This is a genomic window from Curtobacterium sp. YC1, assembly GCF_016267665.1.
GTDB lineage: Bacteria > Actinomycetota > Actinomycetes > Actinomycetales > Microbacteriaceae > Curtobacterium.
Window position 1 is genome coordinate 3101971 of record NZ_CP066341.1, and the last position, 17592, is coordinate 3119562.

The 17592-nt window shown below is 68.4% G+C and carries 11 protein-coding genes; 1 reads left to right on the forward strand and 10 read right to left on the reverse strand.

Annotated features, from left to right (window positions below):
- Positions 1-6: 6 nt before the first annotated feature.
- The 7 genes from I8920_RS14690 to I8920_RS14720 all read right to left on the reverse strand — a co-directional run bounded on the left by I8920_RS14690 (position 7) and on the right by I8920_RS14720 (position 8571).
- On the reverse strand, positions 7-714 hold the full coding sequence (locus I8920_RS14690) for a PilW family protein (RefSeq protein WP_198657005.1): 708 nt from the start codon (positions 712-714) through the stop codon (positions 7-9).
- Positions 711-2162: a prepilin-type N-terminal cleavage/methylation domain-containing protein gene (locus I8920_RS14695; RefSeq protein ID WP_198657006.1), complete on the reverse strand. Its 1452-nt coding sequence runs from the start codon at positions 2160-2162 to the stop codon at positions 711-713. Before I8920_RS14695 ends, I8920_RS14690 begins: the two co-directional genes overlap by 4 nt.
- Positions 2163-2233: 71 nt before the next feature.
- Positions 2234-2692, reverse strand: coding sequence for a type II secretion system protein (locus tag I8920_RS16340; RefSeq protein WP_198657007.1), 459 nt, complete (start codon positions 2690-2692; stop codon positions 2234-2236).
- A gap of 192 nt (positions 2693-2884) precedes the next feature.
- Positions 2885-4108, reverse strand: coding sequence for a type II secretion system F family protein (locus I8920_RS14705; RefSeq protein WP_198657008.1), 1224 nt, complete (start codon positions 4106-4108; stop codon positions 2885-2887).
- Positions 4108-5679 (reverse strand): type IV pilus twitching motility protein PilT, encoded by a 1572-nt coding sequence (locus I8920_RS14710; RefSeq protein ID WP_269802229.1) that lies wholly within the window; start codon positions 5677-5679, stop codon positions 4108-4110. The genes I8920_RS14705 and I8920_RS14710 overlap by 1 nt, the downstream gene beginning before the upstream one ends.
- A 20-nt stretch (positions 5680-5699) precedes the next feature.
- The gene (locus tag I8920_RS14715) at positions 5700-7367 is read right to left on the reverse strand and encodes a GspE/PulE family protein (protein ID WP_198657009.1); all 1668 of its coding nucleotides are present in this window, start codon (positions 7365-7367) and stop codon (positions 5700-5702) included.
- Between the two features lie 178 nt (positions 7368-7545).
- Positions 7546-8571, reverse strand: coding sequence for a GNAT family N-acetyltransferase (locus I8920_RS14720; protein WP_198657010.1), 1026 nt, complete (start codon positions 8569-8571; stop codon positions 7546-7548).
- An 84-nt stretch (positions 8572-8655) separates the two neighbouring features.
- On the opposite strand from I8920_RS14720, the gene I8920_RS14725 reads away from it, so the two are divergent.
- A complete protein-coding gene (locus I8920_RS14725; RefSeq protein ID WP_198657011.1) occupies positions 8656-9021 on the forward strand; it encodes a VOC family protein in 366 nt (121 codons plus the stop codon).
- 135 nt (positions 9022-9156) lie between these two features.
- On the opposite strand, the gene rpoC is transcribed toward I8920_RS14725, so the two are convergent.
- The 3 genes from rpoC to I8920_RS14740 all read right to left on the reverse strand — a co-directional run bounded on the left by rpoC (position 9157) and on the right by I8920_RS14740 (position 17581).
- Positions 9157-13038, reverse strand: coding sequence for a DNA-directed RNA polymerase subunit beta' (gene rpoC, locus I8920_RS14730; RefSeq protein ID WP_198657012.1), 3882 nt, complete (start codon positions 13036-13038; stop codon positions 9157-9159).
- Between the two features lie 44 nt (positions 13039-13082).
- On the reverse strand, positions 13083-16571 hold the full coding sequence (rpoB, locus tag I8920_RS14735) for a DNA-directed RNA polymerase subunit beta (protein ID WP_198657013.1): 3489 nt from the start codon (positions 16569-16571) through the stop codon (positions 13083-13085).
- Between the two features lie 410 nt (positions 16572-16981).
- Complete coding sequence (locus tag I8920_RS14740; protein WP_198657014.1) at positions 16982-17581, reverse strand: hypothetical protein; 600 nt, start codon at positions 17579-17581, stop codon at positions 16982-16984.
- Positions 17582-17592: the final 11 nt, after the last annotated feature.

The following is a 17592-nucleotide window of genomic DNA, read 5'->3' on the forward strand; positions in this document are numbered from 1 at the left end:
GACCGATCATGGGGTTCCTGCTCCGATGCTCGTGCCGTAGACGACGTTGAAGAGGTACAGCGTGTTCTGGACGTGGGTGTTGCCGCTCGCCCCCGCGGCGGTCGATCCGAGCTCGAGGTTGACCCGGACGGCACGGATGTTGCCGAGCTGCGCGCTCGCGAGGGTGCCGTCCGGCTGGGTCGGCAGGGCTTTCCCGTCGGCGCCGAGGTACGTCAGCAGTGGGGCGCCGTCACTCGTCGGTGACGCGATCGGTCCGCCGATCACCAGGCTCCGCGCGGGCGTCTGCGACGTGGCGGGGAACGAGTAGAAGCCCTTCGTCGCAGACCCGTCCCACTGGTCCACCACGAGACGTTTCGCGGCGTTGAGCGAGTAGCGGACCTGGACGGGCTTGTCGGTGCTGTTGCCGTCCAGGTTGATGTAGGCGTAGAAGACCACCTGTGTGGGTCCGGCCTGCGTGACCGCAGCCGCGTAGGTGCCGTCGGCCTTCGGCAGCAGGCTCGCCGCGTGCACGTAGCGCGTCAGGGAGTTCATCGCGATCGACGCCGTCCGCGCGTTCTGGTCGGACGCGGTGTTGGTGGTGCCCGCACGCAGTGTCGAGGTGAAGAACCCGCCCACCGCGACGAGGATGATCATCGACACGCTGACGGCGACCAGCAGTTCGGACAGTGAGACGCCCGCCTGGTCCCGGTGGAGGCGGAGGACCAGCCGCCTCACGGTGTCTGACCCCGCGGGTCGAGGGTCAGCGTGTTGTCGTAGTTGATGACGACGAGGGTCGTCTTCTGGTTGACCATGCCGTTGGTGACCGGCTTGACGTTCGACGCCTTCGCCGCGATCTCGTTCTTGCTCGTCGACCCGAAGGTGGTGCCGGAGGAGATCGTCCAGGTGCCGAACGGCAGGGCGATGGTGGCGGTGTCCGTGGTCGAGACCGGGAACCGCATCGTCATCCCCGCAGCACAACCGGGGTCGCCCGCCGCCGGGTTGACGGACGACACAGCCGTGACGTACCGCCCCTTCACACCCGTGACGGTGGCGACGCCCATCTGGACGTCGGCGGTCGACGGCTGTCCGGGCGCGGTCGCGACGGTCGGGGGACTCACCCCGATGGCGTTCTCGGCGTCGGGTGTCGACCAGGACGACGGGTTCGGGCTGAGGCAGCTCGTCGATGCGCCCGGGGTGTTGGAGTAGGGCCCGGCGTACACCGTGTAGCCCGAGGTGAACGGGAAGACCGGCACCGATGGCCTCGACGCAGACGTGACGTTGAGCGAGGTGCTCGCCAGGTCCCACGGCCGGATCGTGTCCAGTCCCCCGGCGGTGCTCGACAGGGTCGTCGGCATGTTCGTGGGCAGGGTCGCCTGGTGCCCGGTCGCGTACTGCAGGGTCAGTCGGCTCGCCTGGTCGTAGACGAAGGGGACGGGTGCGCTCGCGCCGGCGGTCACCGAGATCGGTGACTGCACGGACGGTTGGCCCTGGTTGGTGTCGATGCCGCCACCAGCGTTCGCGGTGACGGTGTAGTCGCCCTGCGTCACGTTGACGGCGTACGAGCAGCCCTGGTCGTCGGTCGGGAGGACCGGGGTCGTCAGGGGGCTCCCGCCGCCGCCGCTGACCGGCGCGATGCTGATGCCGACACCCGCGGCGGGGGCGCCGGACGCGGTGGTGACCGAGATGATCACCGTGCCGTACCCGGGGTCGGTCACGGCGTCGCTCGGTGCGATGGCGGACGACACCGAGGTCGTGCTCGAGCCACCACGCGGGTTGGGCCACGTGACCGTCTCGACGACGCTCTTGTACGCCAGCTTGCCGTTCGACGTTCCGCAGGCACCGGTCGCGCCGTCACTCTGGACCCAGCGCACGGCTCGGTCGACCTGGTAGGTCACACCGCCGATGGTCTTCTTGTTGTCCTCGCCGGCCCTGCTGAGCACCTTGAAGATGCCACCGGTGGACGCGGCAGCCGTCTGGCGGAGGGTGTCGATGTCCTGCGAGGCCAGGGCGACGGCGGTCTCGCGTCCGCGGTTCGTCTGGGTGAGCTGCAGGCTGTTCGCGATGCCGTAGGCGATGCCGATGGACATCACGGCGAACACCATCATGGCGACCATGACCTCGATGACCGAGAAGCCGGCCTCGGCGTCGTGCCGGGACAGCCGGTCGCGCAGTCGTTGGATCATGGTCACCTCCTCGTCGTCCGGTGTGGCGAAGGGCGGCCCGTCCGATCGACGGGCCGCCCTCCACTTGTTGCCTAGGCCGCGCCGCAGGCCTTGTCGACCACGGAGGTCGACTCGGTGATGCGGAAGGTCTTACCGCTGTCCGAGGTCTGCTGGATGCAGAACGTCGATGCGCCGGTGGTCGGCGCCGTCCCGTACTTGAGGTCCTTGGTGTTCGCGCTGACCGTCAGCCCGTACTTGCCGAGTTCGGTGTTCGAAGCCTCGAGCTTCTGCCCTGTGCTGGAACCGTCCGGCAGGTTGCCCTTCTCGGTCTGGTAGGCGATGACGGCGGTCTTCGCGTTCGCGAGGTCGCTCTTGACTGCCGAGTCCTTCGCGTTGTTCTGCACGTTCAGGTACACCGGGATGGCGATCGCGGCGAGGATGCCGATGATGATGACGACGACGAGGAGCTCGATGAGCGTGAAGCCCTTCTCCTTGTCCTCGAGGAGACCCTTGCGGCGAGCGTCGAGCTTGCCCATGAGAGCGAAGTACATGGTGGTTTCCATTCTTCTGGGAATGCGTTTGGGTTGTGCAGGGAAGTGCTCCGCCGCCGCTGACAAGAGTATTCAGGGGTGTTTGCGGGCGGAATCCCGAGAACGGGGGGTCCGGGCGCACCGAAATGCCCCCAGTAGCGGGGGCAATCCAGCCGCGGCTGCCCCCGCACGAGGGCCAGGATCGAGCTGCCGCTACTGGACGAGCGACGTGATCTGGAAGATCGGCAGGTACAGCGCGACGATCATGCCACCCACCACCACGCCCAGGAACGCGATGAGCAACGGCTCGATCAGCGCGGTGAGGGACTCCGTCGTGGATTCGACCTCGGCGTCGTAGAACACGGCGATCTTCTCGAGCATCACCTCGAGGGACCCGGCGTCTTCACCGACCGCGACCATCTGCGAGACCATTGCCGGGAACACTGTTTCTTTTTCCATCGGCGCGGCGATCGATTCGCCTTTCCGAACACTTTCGGAAACGCGCTCGAGTGCTTTCTGCACGACGAAGTTGTTCGACACCTGACCGACGATCGACAATGCCTGGAGAATGGGGACGCCGGCCCCGATCATGTTCGAGAAGTTGCGGGCGAACCGAGCGATGACGATCTTGCGGGTCAGGGCGCCGAACACCGGCAGACGGAGCAGGATCGGGTCGCGGAAGTTCCGGAAACGGTCGGTGTTCTTGTTCGCGCGGTACCAGAGCCACGCGGCGATCAGCACGACCGCCAGCACCGGCCCGAGCCACCGCATCGCGCCGGACAGGGTCACGAGGATCTGCGTCGGCACGGGGAGCTGCCCGCCGAGCGACGAGAACATGTCCTGGAAGATCGGGACGATGAAGACGAGCATGATGACCACCGCGGCGAGCGACATGCACAGCACGACGACGGGGTAGGTCATCGCCGACTTGATCGTCGACCGGAGCTTGTGCTCCTTCTCGAAGTTCGTCGCGATCGAGTCCATGGCCTGGTCGAGGAACCCGCCGGTCTCCCCCGCACGGATCATGTTGATCATGATCGGCGGGAAGTCGACCGGGTACTTCGCCACGGCGTCGGAGAACGAGACGCCGCGCTCGACGTCGTCACGGACCTTGCCGAGGATGTCCTTGAGCTTCTTGTTCTCGGTCTGGTCGGACAGGATCGTGAGTGCACGCAGGAGCGAGAGCCCCGACGTCAGCATGGTCGACGCCTGGCGCGACATGATCGCGAGGTCCTTGAGGCCGACGCCCTTCTCGAAGCCCGGGATCTTGATCTCGGTCTGCAGGCCGGTGCCGGCCTTCGCCTCGGTGATGGCGATCGGCGAGACGCCCATCCCCCGCAGGCGCTGGACGACGGCGCCTTCGGACGCGGCGTCGAGGCGCCCCTTGACGAGCTTGCCCGCGCCGTCGCGACCGCGGTAGTCGAACGCGAGGGACATCAGTAGCCTCCGGAGAACTTGTCGCCGAAGTCGATGCCGCTGGCGGCGATCGCGGCGGCCGAGGAGTCGGACGGGGACTCGACGCGCTGCACCAGCCGGTCGAAGCCCTCCTCGTCGTGCACCTTCTCCATCGCGGCCTTCCGCGAGACGGTGCCGACGTTGACCAGTTCGGCGAGGTCCTGGTCCATGGTGTGCATGCCGAGGTCACGGCCGGCCTGCATGGCCGAGGTGATCTGGTACGTCTTGCCCTCGCGGATGAGGTTGCCGATGGCGGGGGTGATCGTCATGATCTCGGTCGCGACGACCCGACCGACGCCGTTCGCCTTCGGCACGAGGGTCTGGCACACGACGCCCTGCAGGGTCGCCGCGAGCTGCGTGCGGATCTGGCCCTGCTGGTGCGGGGGGAACACGTCGATGACGCGGTCGATCGTGCCGGGAGCGCTCTGCGTGTGCAGGGTGGCGAAGACCAGGTGGCCGGTCTCGGCGGCGGTGAGGGCGACGGAGATGGTCTCGAGGTCGCGGAGCTCACCGATGAGGATGACGTCGGGGTCCTGGCGGAGCACGTGCTTCAGTGCCGAGGCGAACGACTGCGTGTCGGCGCCGACCTCGCGCTGGTTGATGATCGACCGCTTGTGCTCGTGCATGAACTCGATCGGGTCCTCGACCGTGACGATGTGGTCGGACCGCGTCTCGTTCACCATGTCGATCAGGGCGGCGAGGGTGGTCGACTTGCCGGAGCCGGTGGGGCCGGTGACGAGGACCAGGCCGCGGGGCAGCCCGGCGAACGCGCCGACGTGCTCGGGGATGCCGAGCTGCTTGAGCGTCTTGATCTTCGTGGGGATGATGCGGAACGCCGCACCCCAGTTGCCGCGCTGCTGGTAGTAGTTCACGCGGAAGCGGTACTCCGGGGACAGCGAGTACGCGAAGTCGAGCTCCTGGTCGTGGTCGAACTGGCCGGCCTGCTCGACGGACAGCAGCGTCTTGAGCGCCGCGATCACCTTGCCGCGCGACCACGCGCCTCCCGGCACGGCGGGGCGGAGCGAGCCGTCGACGCGGACGGTCGGCGGGGCGTCGGCGGTGACGTGCAGGTCGGAGGCGCCCTGGTAGACGACCTGCGCGAGCGCCGTGATGAGATCGGGGTCGGCGACCTCGCGCGCGTGCCGGGCGAAGTCGATGTCGCCGGGGGCGGTCGAGCCCGGGGCGGTCGAGCCCGGCGCTGCGGCCGTCGTCGTGGGCGCGCTGAGCGAGGTCCCGGCGACGGGTGCGGTCGGCAGCTGCTGCGTCGGCGGTTCCGCGTAGCCGTAGGTGGCGGTGGAGGACGGCACGGCAGCGGGCGGCGTCACCGGCGCCGTCGACGACGGTGCCGTGGGGACGGCAGCCGAGGCGAGGGGCGCCGCCCATGCCGAGGCGTCGTCGCCGAGGTCGTACACCTGCTCCGGCGGAGCCGCGGCGGCCGCCGCGGCGAGCCGGGCGGCGCGGCGCGACCCCACCTCGGCGCCGGGCGTACCCGGGTGCCACCCGGCGACGGGCTCGTCGCCGGGCATGGTGATGTCGTACACGGAGTCGGTCATGTGCGGGTCCTGTCCTCCGGTCACGCGACGACGCGCAGGATCTCGTCGACGCTCGTCATGCCGAGCTTGACCTTCTCGAAGCCGTCCTGCCGGAGCGTGAGCATGCCCTGCTCCTGCGCCACCCGGCTGATCTCCGCGCTCGAGGCCCGGCCGACGGCGAGGCGCTCGATCTCCTCGGTGACGGTCATCACCTCATGCAGGGCGATGCGACCGCGGTAGCCCGTGTTCGAGCAGACCGCGCAGCCGACGGGGGCGAAGAACGACGGCAGTTCGTCGCCGGCGCGCAGGAATCCGAGCGCCTGGAGCTGCTCGACCTCGTACACGGCGGGCGCCTTGCACCGGTCGCACAGCCGGCGCGCCAGTCGCTGGGCCACGACGGAGTCGAGCGCCGAACCGACGAGGAACGGCTCGATGTCCATCTCGGTCAGGCGCGTGACGGCGGACGGGGCGTCGTTGGTGTGCAGCGTCGAGAGCACGAGGTGCCCGGTGAGCGACGCCTCGATCGCGATCTGCGCGGTCTCGTGGTCGCGGATCTCGCCGAGCAGGACCACGTCGGGGTCGGACCGCAGGATGGACCGCAGCGCCGAGGCGAAGGTCAGCCCGGCCTTCGGGTTCACCTGCACCTGGTTGATGCCGGCCATGCGGTACTCGACCGGGTCCTCGACGGTGATGACGTTGATCTCGGGCTTCGCGACCGCGTTCAGCGTGGTGTAGAGCGTCGTGGACTTCCCCGAACCGGTGGGCCCGGTGACCAGGATCATGCCGTACGGCTTCGAGTACGACCGCTGGTACGCCTGGAAGTTCCGCTCGAGCAGGTTGAGGTCCTTGAGGGTCAGCGACGTGTTCGTGTTGTCGAGGATCCGCATGACGACCTTCTCGCCCCACACCGTCGGCAGGGTCGCGACGCGGAGGTCGATCTGCCGACCGCCGTGGCGGACCGACATGCGGCCGTCCTGCGGCTTGCGCCGCTCGGCGATGTCGATGTCGCTCATGATCTTCAGACGGCTGATGACGCCGTTCTGGATGTTCTTCGGGGCCGGCGCCATCTCGTGCAGCACACCGTCGATGCGGTAGCGGATCCGCACCTCGTGCTCGCCGGGCTCGATGTGGATGTCGGACGCGTGGTCCTGGATCGCCTGCGACACGAGCAGGTTCACGAACCGGACGATCGGGACGTCGTCGAGGGCTCCGTCGGCGATGTCGACCTGCGCCGTGGAGGTGGCGGACGCTTCTTCCTCGAGCGAGGAGGTGAGGTCGTTCAGCTCGTCGTCGGCCCGGAGGTAGCGGTCGAGGGCCGCCACGAGGTCGCGCTCCTCGACCTGCAGCGGCTTGATCGTGCGCCCCGAGGCCGTGCGGGCGTCGTCGATCGCGAGCACGTTCGTCGGGTTCACCATCGCGAGGATGAGCAGGTCGCCCTCGAAGCCGACGCCGAGCACACCGTGCCGCCGGCAGAGCGCCGCCGGCAGGATCGACACCGCCGTGCCGTCGACGGGGTAGTCGCTCAGCGGGACCGTGCGGGAGTTGTTCGACGCGGCGCGGGCGGTGATGAACTGGGCCTCGCTCACGACGCCCTGGTCGACCAGGCCGCGGATGGCGCGCTCGTCGAGGTCCTCGTCGCCCGTCATCGAGTCGAGGTGCTCGATCGGCAGGGCGCCGTTCAGGATGAGGATCTCGGACAGGGTCGCCATGAGTCCCGTGCCTCCTTGGACTCGCGCAGGGCGAGACGTCGTCGGGTGATGCGCCACCAGGGATGTCGCGCCTGACCACGCTACTTCCGGGGCACGCACCGTCCGCAGTCCCAGAATGAGGGGGCGGGACCCCTCCGACTGCACCCAGAACAGGGGACTCGGGTCGACCCCCGCCGGGTCAGATCGCGATCGACGCCGTGACGTGGGCATCGCCGGCGACGAACCCGAGTCCCTCGTAGAGCCGGACGGCTCCGCTCGGGTTCTCGGCGTCGACGTCGAGCACCGCGGCGGCGAGCCCGTCGGCGCGCATCGCCCGGATCGCCGCGTCGAGCACGAGCGGGGCGAGCCCACGGCCGCGAGCGGACCGCACCACCCCGACCCAGTGCACGTACCCGAATGACCGCCCACGCGCCGCGAACGCGTCCGGGTCGACCTCGACGATCGCGAACGCCAACACCCGGCCGTCCGCGTCGACGACGACTCGGGACAGGTCCGGTCGGCTGACGGCCGCGGTGAGGAACCCGTGCCAGTCCGAGGCGACCATCGGCTGCGATCCCCAGTGGTCGCGGAAGGCGTCGTTCTTGGCGGTGCGCAGCGGCTCGATGTCGTCCGCGGTGCTCGCTCGCACGACCAGCCCGTCCGGCAGCGCCTGCGATGACGGCCCGTCGTGCTGCTCGCCGAACACGAGCTGCATCGCGACCCAGGTGCGCACGGGCGCGAAGCCGGCGCGGGCGGCGAGCCGGAGTCCGGACGCGCCGCGCGGGCCACCGACGTCGAGCGACGCGGGCAGGTCGACGTCGAGCAACGCCAGCCGCTGCCGCGCCCGACCCACCTGCCAGTCGAGCACCCGCCGGCCGACGCCACGACCGCGGTGGGCGGGGTGCACCGCTCCCTCGAGCACGGCCCGGGCCGCGGTGACGCGGGATGGGACGTCGATGACGATGCCGAACGCCTGCACATGCCCATCAGGATCGACCCCGACGACGGTGTCCCGCGGCACGTCCATGCCCGCGGTGGACAACGCTCGCTCCAGGGCTCCTGTGGAGGGACGAGCGAGCGGGTCGTCCGCCGCCGCGGCCGCCACCGCGACCGCGTGCATGCCGACGACGTCGTCCCGCGAGGCGGCCCGGAACGTCAGGCCACCCGTCGGCTCCGGGACGTCCAGGTGGGCCGGTGCCGTGATCCGTTCGCGCAGCGTCGCCATGTGCCCACCCTGCCACGGAGCCGGTCCCCGACGGACCGCCCGGGAAGCCCTCGACGCACGGCCGTCGCCGCGACATGATGAGGCATGGACATCACCAGCGTGACCGTGGGGCTGCCCGTCACCGACCTCGAGGCGTCCTGCCTGTGGTACGGCGCCGTCCTCGAGCGCACCGAGCCGGATCTCGAACCCGAGGACGGCGTCGCCGAGTACGAGGTCGGCGGCATCTGGATCCAACTCGTCGTCGACGACCAGGCCGAGGTGCACCCGGCCCGGGTCCGGTTCGGGGTCGACGACGTCGCCGCCCAGCACACGCGCATCGGCGCGCTCGGCATCGACGTCGGCCCGGTCCAGTGCGTCGCCGGCGCGGTCGACTGGTTCGACGTACGCGATCCCGACGGCAACGTGCTGAGCCTGTACTCGCTGGTCGACGAGAAGGGCCGGACAGCGTGACCCCCTGACGGACGGGAGGCACGGCGCGGCCCCGCACCGCGCCTCCCGTCCGCCACCCCGTCGCGAGCGTGACCCGCAACGGCGAAGGGCCCCGCATCCTGACGGATGCGGGGCCCTTCGTGGATCACTTCAGGCTCAGTTGTAGGTGCCCGGCGTGAAGTCGTCCGACGAGAAGCTGTCGAAGTCGACGAAGCTCAGGTCGGCGTCCGAGAACGACGAGTCGTCGGCGAAGATGCGGTTGGGGTACCGCTCTGCCTTCGCCTCCTCGGTCGCGTTCACGTCCACGTCGCGGTACCGGCTGAGGCCCGTCCCGGCGGGGATGAGCTTACCGATGATGACGTTCTCCTTGAGGCCGACGAGGTGGTCCTGCTTGCCCTCCATGGCCGCCTGCGTGAGCACGCGGGTGGTCTCCTGGAAGGACGCGGCGGACAGCCACGACTCGGTCGCGAGGGACGCCTTCGTGATGCCCATGACCTCCTGGCGAGCCGAGGCGGTCTTGCGACCCTCCTGCAGCGCCGCACGGTTCAGCGCGTTGTAGCGCGACCGGTCGACGAGCTCACCCGGCAGCAGGTCGGTGTCGCCGTGGTCGACGACGGTGACCTTGCGGAGCATCTGACGCACGATGACCTCGATGTGCTTGTCGTGGATCGGCACGCCCTGCGAGCCGTACACGTCCTGCACACCGTTGACCAGGTGCTTCTGGACCTCGCGCACACCCTTGACCCGGAGGACCTCCTTGGGGTCCACCGTGCCGGCGATGAACTGCTCACCGAGCTCGACGTGCTGGTTGTCCTCGATGAGGAGCGTCGCACGCTTGAGCACCGGGTAGATGAACGGCTCGTCACCGTTGTCCGGCGTGAGGATGATCCGACGACCCTTGTCCGTGTCCTCGACGACGACGCGGCCGGGGGCCTCGGCGATCGGGGACGCGCCCTTGGGCGTGCGGGCCTCGAAGAGCTCCGTGACACGGGGCAGACCCTGGGTGATGTCGTCGGCCGAGGCCGAACCACCCGTGTGGAAGGTACGCATCGTCAGCTGGGTACCGGGCTCACCGATGGACTGGGCCGCGATGATGCCGACCGCCTCACCGATGTCGACCAGGTTGCCGGTGGCGAGCGAACGGCCGTAGCACTTCGCGCAGACACCGACGGCCGACTCGCAGGTCAGGACCGAGCGCACCTTGATGCTCTCGACACCGGCGGCGACGAGCTTGTCGATGAGCACGTCACCGACGTCCTCGCCGGCCTCGGCGACGACCGTGCCCTGTGCGTCCACGGCCTCGGTGGCCAGGGTGCGGGAGTACACGGTGTTCTCGACGCGGGCGTCGCGCACGAGCTTGCCGTCGGCGTCCACGGTCGCGATCGGCAGCTCGAGGCCACGGGTCGTGCCGCAGTCGTCCTCACGGATGATGACGTCCTGCGAGACGTCCACGAGACGACGGGTCAGGTAGCCCGAGTCGGCGGTACGGAGAGCCGTGTCCGCCAGACCCTTGCGGGCACCGTGCGTGGCGATGAAGTACTCCGCCACGGTCAGGCCCTCGCGGTACGAGTTGATGATCGGGCGGGCGATGATCTCGCCCTTCGGGTTGTTCACCAGACCACGCATACCGGCGATGTTGCGGACCTGCAGCCAGTTACCACGAGCACCGGACGACACCATGCGGTTGATGGTGTTGTCGACCGGGAAGTTGTCACGCATCTCCTGCGCGATCTCGTTCGTGGCCTCGGTCCAGATCTTGATCAGGTCGGCGCGACGCTCGGAGTCGGTGATCAGACCCTTGTCGAACTCGCCCTGCACCTTGGCGGCCTGGACCTCGTAGCCCGCGATGATCTCCTTCTTGCGAGGAGGCGTCACGACGTCCGACAGGGCGACGGTCACACCGGAGCGGGTGCCCCAGTAGAAGCCGGCGTCCTTGATCCGGTCGAGCGCGGCGGCCGTCTCGGTCTTGGAGTAGCGCTCGGCGAGGTCGTTGACGATCGCGGAGAGCACGCCCTTGTCGGTCACCTTCTGGACGAACGGGTAGTTCCCCGGCAGGGTCTCGTTGAAGAGCGCACGGCCCAGGGTCGTCTCGAGCAGGATCGTGTCGCCCTGCTCGTAGCCCTCGGGAGCCTCACCCTCGGCGAAGTGGACGTCCGTCATGCGGATCTTCACCATCGCGTTGAGGTGCAGCGTGTGCTGGTCGTTCGCCAGGATCGCCTCGGCCACCGACGAGAACGCACGGCCCTCGCCCACGGCGCCCTCGCGGACGGTCGTGAGGTGGTGCAGACCGATGATCATGTCCTGTGCGGGCAGGGTCACCGGGCGGCCGTCGGACGGCTTGAGGATGTTGTTCGAGGCGAGCATCAGGATGCGGGCCTCGGCCTGGGCCTCGACCGACAGCGGCAGGTGCACGGCCATCTGGTCACCGTCGAAGTCCGCGTTGAACGCAGCACACACGAGCGGGTGGAGCTGGATGGCCTTGCCCTCGACGAGCTGCGGCTCGAACGCCTGGATGCCCAGACGGTGCAGCGTCGGCGCACGGTTCAGCAGCACGGGGCGCTCGCGGATGATCTCCTCGAGGACGTCCCACACCTGCGGGCGCGAACGCTCGACCATGCGCTTGGCCGACTTGATGTTCTGCGCGTGCGACAGGTCGATCAGGCGCTTGATCACGAACGGCTTGAAGAGCTCGAGCGCCATCTGCTTGGGCAGACCGCACTGGTGCAGCTTCAGCTGCGGGCCGACGATGATGACCGAACGGCCCGAGTAGTCGACGCGCTTGCCGAGCAGGTTCTGGCGGAAACGACCCTGCTTGCCCTTGAGCATGTCGCTCAGGGACTTCAGTGCGCGGTTGCCGGTACCCGTGACGGGACGACCACGACGGCCGTTGTCGAACAGCGCGTCGACCGCTTCCTGCAGCATGCGCTTCTCGTTGTTCACGATGATCTCGGGGGCACCGAGGTCGAGCAGGCGGCGGAGACGGTTGTTGCGGTTGATCACACGACGGTAGAGGTCGTTGAGGTCCGACGTGGCGAAGCGGCCACCGTCGAGCTGCACCATCGGGCGCAGCTCCGGCGGGATGACCGGCACGACGCCGAGCACCATCGCTGCCGGCGAGTTGCCGGTGGCGAGGAAGGAGCTGACGACGCGCAGGCGCTTGATCGCGCGGATCTTCTTCTGGCCCTTGCCCTCGGCGATCTGCAGACGCAGCGCCTCGGCCTCGGCGGCCAGGTCGAACGCCTCGAGCCGGAGCTTGATCGCCTCGGCGCCCATGTAGGCGTCGAAGTAGATCCCGAACCGGTCCTGGAGCTCGTGGAAGACGGTGTCCTCGGGCTTGAGGTCGCCCACCTTGAGGTTGCGGAAGTCCTCCCACACACGCTCGAGACGGGTGATGTCCTCGTCGAACGACTTGCGGACCTGGGACATCTCCTTCTCGGCGGTGTCCTTGGTGCGGCGCTTGACGTCGGCCTTGGCACCCTCTTCCTCAAGGGCTGCGAGGTCGTCCTCGAGCTTCTTGAGGCGGTCGGCGATGATCGAGTCGCGCTGGCCCTCGAGGGTCTTGATCTCGAGACGCATCTCGTTCTCGAGACCGGGCATGTCGGCGTGACGGCCCTCTTCATCGATGTCGATGATCATGTACGCCGCGAAGTAGATGACCTTCTCGAGGTCCTTGGGCGCCATGTCGAGCAGGTAGCCGAGGCGCGACGGGACGCCCTTGAAGTACCAGATGTGCGTGACGGGTGCGGCGAGCTCGATGTGGCCCATGCGCTCACGGCGGACCGAGGACTTGGTGACCTCGACGCCGCAGCGCTCGCAGACGATGCCCTTGAAGCGGACACGCTTGTACTTGCCGCAGGCGCACTCCCAGTCGCGGGAAGGACCGAAGATCTGCTCGCCGAACAGACCGTCCTTCTCGGGCTTCAGGGTGCGGTAGTTGATGGTCTCCGGCTTCTTGACCTCGCCGTACGACCACTGACGGATGTCCTCGGCGGTCGCGAGGCCGATCCGAATGGCGTCAAAGGAAGTTGCTTCGAGCAATGTTCTTCTCTCTTGCTGATTCAGGCTTCGATGTACGGGCGGGATCAGATGTCGTCGACGGAGGACGACTCGAACCGCGAGGAGATGTTGATGCCCAGCTCTTCAGCGGCACGGAAGACCTCGTCGTCCGTGTCGCGGAGGCTGACCGCCTGGCCGTCGGCCGAGAGGACCTCGACGTTCAGGCAGAGCGACTGCATCTCCTTCATGAGGACCTTGAAGGACTCGGGGATGCCGGGTTCCTGGATGTTCTCGCCCTTGACGATCGCCTCGTAGACCTTCACGCGGCCGAGGATGTCGTCGGACTTGATCGTCAGGAGCTCCTGGAGGGCGTAGGCGGCACCGTACGCTTCGAGCGCCCACACCTCCATCTCGCCGAATCGCTGTCCACCGAACTGCGCCTTACCACCCAGCGGCTGCTGCGTGATCATCGAGTACGGACCGGTCGAACGCGCGTGGATCTTGTCGTCGACCAGGTGGTGCAGCTTGAGGATGTACATGTAGCCGACCGAGACGGGCTCCGGGAACGGCTCGCCGGAGCGACCGTCGAAGAGCTGCGCCTTGCCGGACGAGCCGATCAGGCGCTCGCCGTCGCGGTTCGGGAGGGTCGAGTCGAGGAGGCCCTCGATCTCGCGCTCGTACGCACCGTCGAACACCGGGGTGGCGACCTTGGTGCCGGGCTCCGCGTGGCGTGCGGCCTCCGGCAGGGCCTCGGCCCACTCCTGGATGCCCTCGACGTTCCAGCCCTGCTTGGCGAGCCACCCGAGGTGGATCTCGAGCACCTGGCCGAAGTTCATGCGGCCGGGGACGCCGAGCGGGTTGAGGACGATGTCGACGGGGGTGCCGTCGGCGAGGAACGGCATGTCCTCGACCGGGAGGATGGTCGAGATGACGCCCTTGTTGCCGTGACGACCGGCGAGCTTGTCACCCGCGGTGATCTTGCGCTTCTGGGCGATGTAGACGACCACGCGCTGGTTGACGCCCGAGCCGAGCTCGTCGTCGCCGTCCTGCGCGTCGAACACCTTGACGCCGATGATCGTGCCCTCTTCACCGTGGGGCACCTTGAGCGAGGTGTCGCGGACCTCCCGCGACTTCTCGTTGAAGATGGCGCGGAGCAGGCGCTCCTCGGCGCTCAGCTCGGTCTCGCCCTTCGGCGTGACCTTGCCGACCAGGATGTCGCCGGGGCGGACCTCGGCACCGATGCGGATGATGCCGCGCTCGTCGAGGTCGGCCAGCAGGTCCGGGCTGACGTTGGGGAGGTCACGGGTGATCTCCTCCTTGCCGAGCTTGGTGTCGCGGGCGTCGACCTCGTACTCCTCGATGTGGATCGAGGAGAGCGTGTCGTCCTTGATGAGGTTCTGCGACAGGATCATCGCGTCCTCGTAGTTGTAGCCCTCCCACGGCATGAACGCGACGAGGAGGTTCTTGCCGAGCGCGAGCTCGCCGTTCTCCGTCGCGGGGCCGTCGGCGATGACCTCGCCCTGCTCCACGCGCTCGCCGGCGGAGACGATGACGCGGTGGTTGTAGCTCGTGCCCTGGTTGGAGCGGTCGAACTTGCGCAGGTAGTAGGTCTGCGTGCCGCCCTCGTCGAGCTGCAGGGTGACGGCATCGGCCGAGACCTCCGAGACGACACCGGCCTTGTCGGCGGTGACGACGTCGCCGGCGTCGATGGCCGTGTAGCCCTCCATGCCGGTGCCGACGAGCGGCGACTCGGAACGGAGCAGCGGGACGGCCTGACGCTGCATGTTCGCACCCATGAGGGCGCGGTTCGCGTCGTCGTGCTCGAGGAACGGGATGAGCGACGTCGCGACCGACACCATCTGGCGCGGCGAGACGTCCATGTAGTCGACCTCGTCCTTGGCGACGAGTTCGACCTCGCCACCCTTCTTGCGGACGAGCACCTTGTCGTCGGCGAAGTGGAAGTCGTTCGTCAGCGGGGCGTTGGCCTGCGCGACGACGAAGTCGTCCTCTTCCGAAGCGGTGAGGTAGTCGATGGTCTTCGTGACCTCGCCGTTGACGACGCGACGGTACGGGGTCTCGATGAAGCCGAAGGAGTTGATCCGACCGAACGACGCGAGCGAACCGATCAGGCCGATGTTCGGGCCTTCCGGGGTCTCGATCGGGCACATGCGGCCGTAGTGCGACGGGTGGACGTCACGGACCTCGACGCCGGCACGCTCACGGGACAGACCACCCGGGCCGAGGGCCGACAGGCGACGCTTGTGCGTCAGGCCCGCGAGCGGGTTGTTCTGGTCCATGAACTGCGACAGCTGGGACGTCCCGAAGAACTCCTTGATCGCGGCGACGACGGGGCGCACGTTGATCAGGGTCTGCGGCGTGATGGCCTCGATGTCCTGCGTGGTCATGCGCTCGCGGACGACGCGCTCCATGCGGGACAGACCCGTGCGGACCTGGTTCTGGATGAGCTCGCCGACGGCGCGGATGCGACGGTTGCCGAAGTGGTCGATGTCGTCCACGTCGAGGCGCAGCTGCACCGGCTCGCCGTCACGGACGCCGTCGATCGTGGTGCGCTCGGCGTGCAGCGACACCAGGTACTTGATCGTCGCGACGATGTCCTTGACGGTGAGCACCGAGTCGGACAGCGGGGCGTCCATGCCGAGCTTGCGGTTGACCTTGTAGCGGCCGACCTTCGCCAGGTCGTAGCGCTTCGGGTTGAAGTAGAAGTTGTCGAGGAGCGCACGCGCGGCCTCGGCAGCGACCTGCTCGCCCGGACGGAGCTTGCGGTAGATGTCCTTGAGCGCCTCTTCCTTCGTCAGGACGGCGTCCTTCTCGAGGGTCGACTCGATCGAGGCGAAGCCCTGGAACTCGTCCATGATCTCCTCGCTCGTCAGGCCGAGGGCCTTGAGGAAGACGGTCACGGACTGCTTGCGCTTGCGGTCGATGCGCACGCCCACCTGGTCGCGCTTGTCGATCTCGAACTCGAGCCAGGCACCGCGCGACGGGATCACGCGTGCCGAGTAGATGTCCTTGTCGGAGGTCTTCTCCTGCTGGCGCTCGAAGTACACACCGGGCGAACGGACGAGCTGCGACACGACGACGCGCTCGGTGCCGTTGATGATGAACGTGCCCCGCTCGGTCATGAGCGGGAAGTCGCCCATGAATACCGTCTGGGTCTTGATCTCACCCGTCATGTGGTTCATGAACTCGGCGTTGACGTACAGCGGGGCGGCGTAGGTCTTGCCGCGCTCCTTGCAGTCGTCGATCGAGTACTTCGGGTCCTCGAGCTCCGGCGCGGTGAACGAGAGCTGCATGGTCTCGCCGAGGTCCTCGATCGGGGAGATCTCCTCGAAGATCTCCTCGAGCCCCGAGTGCAGCGCGAGGTCGGTGCGACCCTGCTCCTGCCCTTCGGCGAGGCGGGCCTTCCAGACGTCGTTGCCGACGAGCCAGTCGAAGCTCTCCGTCTGGAGTGCGAGCAGATCCGGAACCGTGAGGGTGTCCGTGATCTTGGCGAACGAGAGTCGCGAGTGGTTGCGACCGTTCTTGGGGTTGGTGGATGCGTTGGGCGCAGCAGCCAAGGGTGTGACCTCCGGTAGGCCCCGTCGGGCCGACACTGACGAGCAGTGTGTAGGTGAGTGGATTGATCGCTCGGCGAACCCCGAGAGTTCGTGCCCTGCGACCACGCCGACACGTGCGCGACGCGGGACGTCGGTGTACGTGTGGGATGATCTCCGTGAGCGGGACCCGCCGCCATATACGGGTCCGGCTGCACCAGGGCGAGTTGAAGAACTCTGCGTCGACCGCAATATGACGACACGGATGCCAGGGAGCGCGAACTGTCATCATAGTTCGGCCCGAGGCGCGCTGTCCAGTCCCGGCTTGACCGGATTCGGCACTGGCGTGTATAAGCCCGTCTCCGTGGTCGGCATTCCCGCCCCGCGCACCCCGGCAGGCCCGGGACTCTGACGATCCGGGGGCGACCGCCCGCTCAGCCGATGCGTTCCCGCTCGACGTGCGCCGCGCCTCCCGGCCGGCCGTGTGCGCCCGCCAGCGCACGGAACGCGTCCTCCGGACGACGGGTGCGCACGAAGGTGACGCGACCACGGTCGTCCGTCAGCTCGAGGCCGAGCCCCGGGGTCAGGATGAGGGCGCGCACACCGTGCCGGATGCGCAGTCCGACCCCGCCGTACGTCGCGGCGTCCGCCTCGACGAGGCGCACCCCGGCGATCCGTCGGCGGGCGATGCGCCGTGGCGGCAGCGGACGGAAGTGCAGGACGACGTGCCGGTCGGTGATGCTGACGCCCGAGCGCGCGAGCACGAGCAGCAGCCCGGCCACGACGGCGAGCAGCCCCGGGACGAGCAGCGCGATCTCCGGGGCGTCGCCGGGCCAGCCGAGCACGGCGGCCGTCAGACCGAGTCCGCCGACGAGCAGCAGCGCGCCGACGGCGCGCATCCACGCGGGCGCCGCCTCGCGGTCGGTGTGGGACGGCCTGGAGGCGCGGGTCGCCCGGGCAGGGCGGCGCACGGTGGGGCGCGTGGTCGGGTGGGTGCGGCGTGCGGTGGGCACGCTCAACGTGTCGGCGGTCATGACGGAGGCTC

Coding starts and splice junctions, on each gene's coding strand:
- I8920_RS14740 (WP_198657014.1), bottom strand. CDS start 17,581: ATGACCGCCGACACGTTGAGCGTGCCCACCGCACGCCGCACCCACCCG.
- I8920_RS14705 (WP_198657008.1), bottom strand. CDS start 4,108: ATGTCCCTCGCGTTCGACTACCGCGGTCGCGACGGCGCGGGCAAGCTC.
- I8920_RS14695 (WP_198657006.1), bottom strand. CDS start 2,162: ATGATCCAACGACTGCGCGACCGGCTGTCCCGGCACGACGCCGAGGCC.
- I8920_RS14710 (WP_269802229.1), bottom strand. CDS start 5,679: ATGACCGACTCCGTGTACGACATCACCATGCCCGGCGACGAGCCCGTC.
- I8920_RS14720 (WP_198657010.1), bottom strand. CDS start 8,571: ATGGCGACGCTGCGCGAACGGATCACGGCACCGGCCCACCTGGACGTC.
- I8920_RS14725 (WP_198657011.1), top strand. CDS start 8,656: ATGGACATCACCAGCGTGACCGTGGGGCTGCCCGTCACCGACCTCGAG.
- I8920_RS16340 (WP_198657007.1), bottom strand. CDS start 2,692: ATGTACTTCGCTCTCATGGGCAAGCTCGACGCTCGCCGCAAGGGTCTC.
- I8920_RS14715 (WP_198657009.1), bottom strand. CDS start 7,367: ATGGCGACCCTGTCCGAGATCCTCATCCTGAACGGCGCCCTGCCGATC.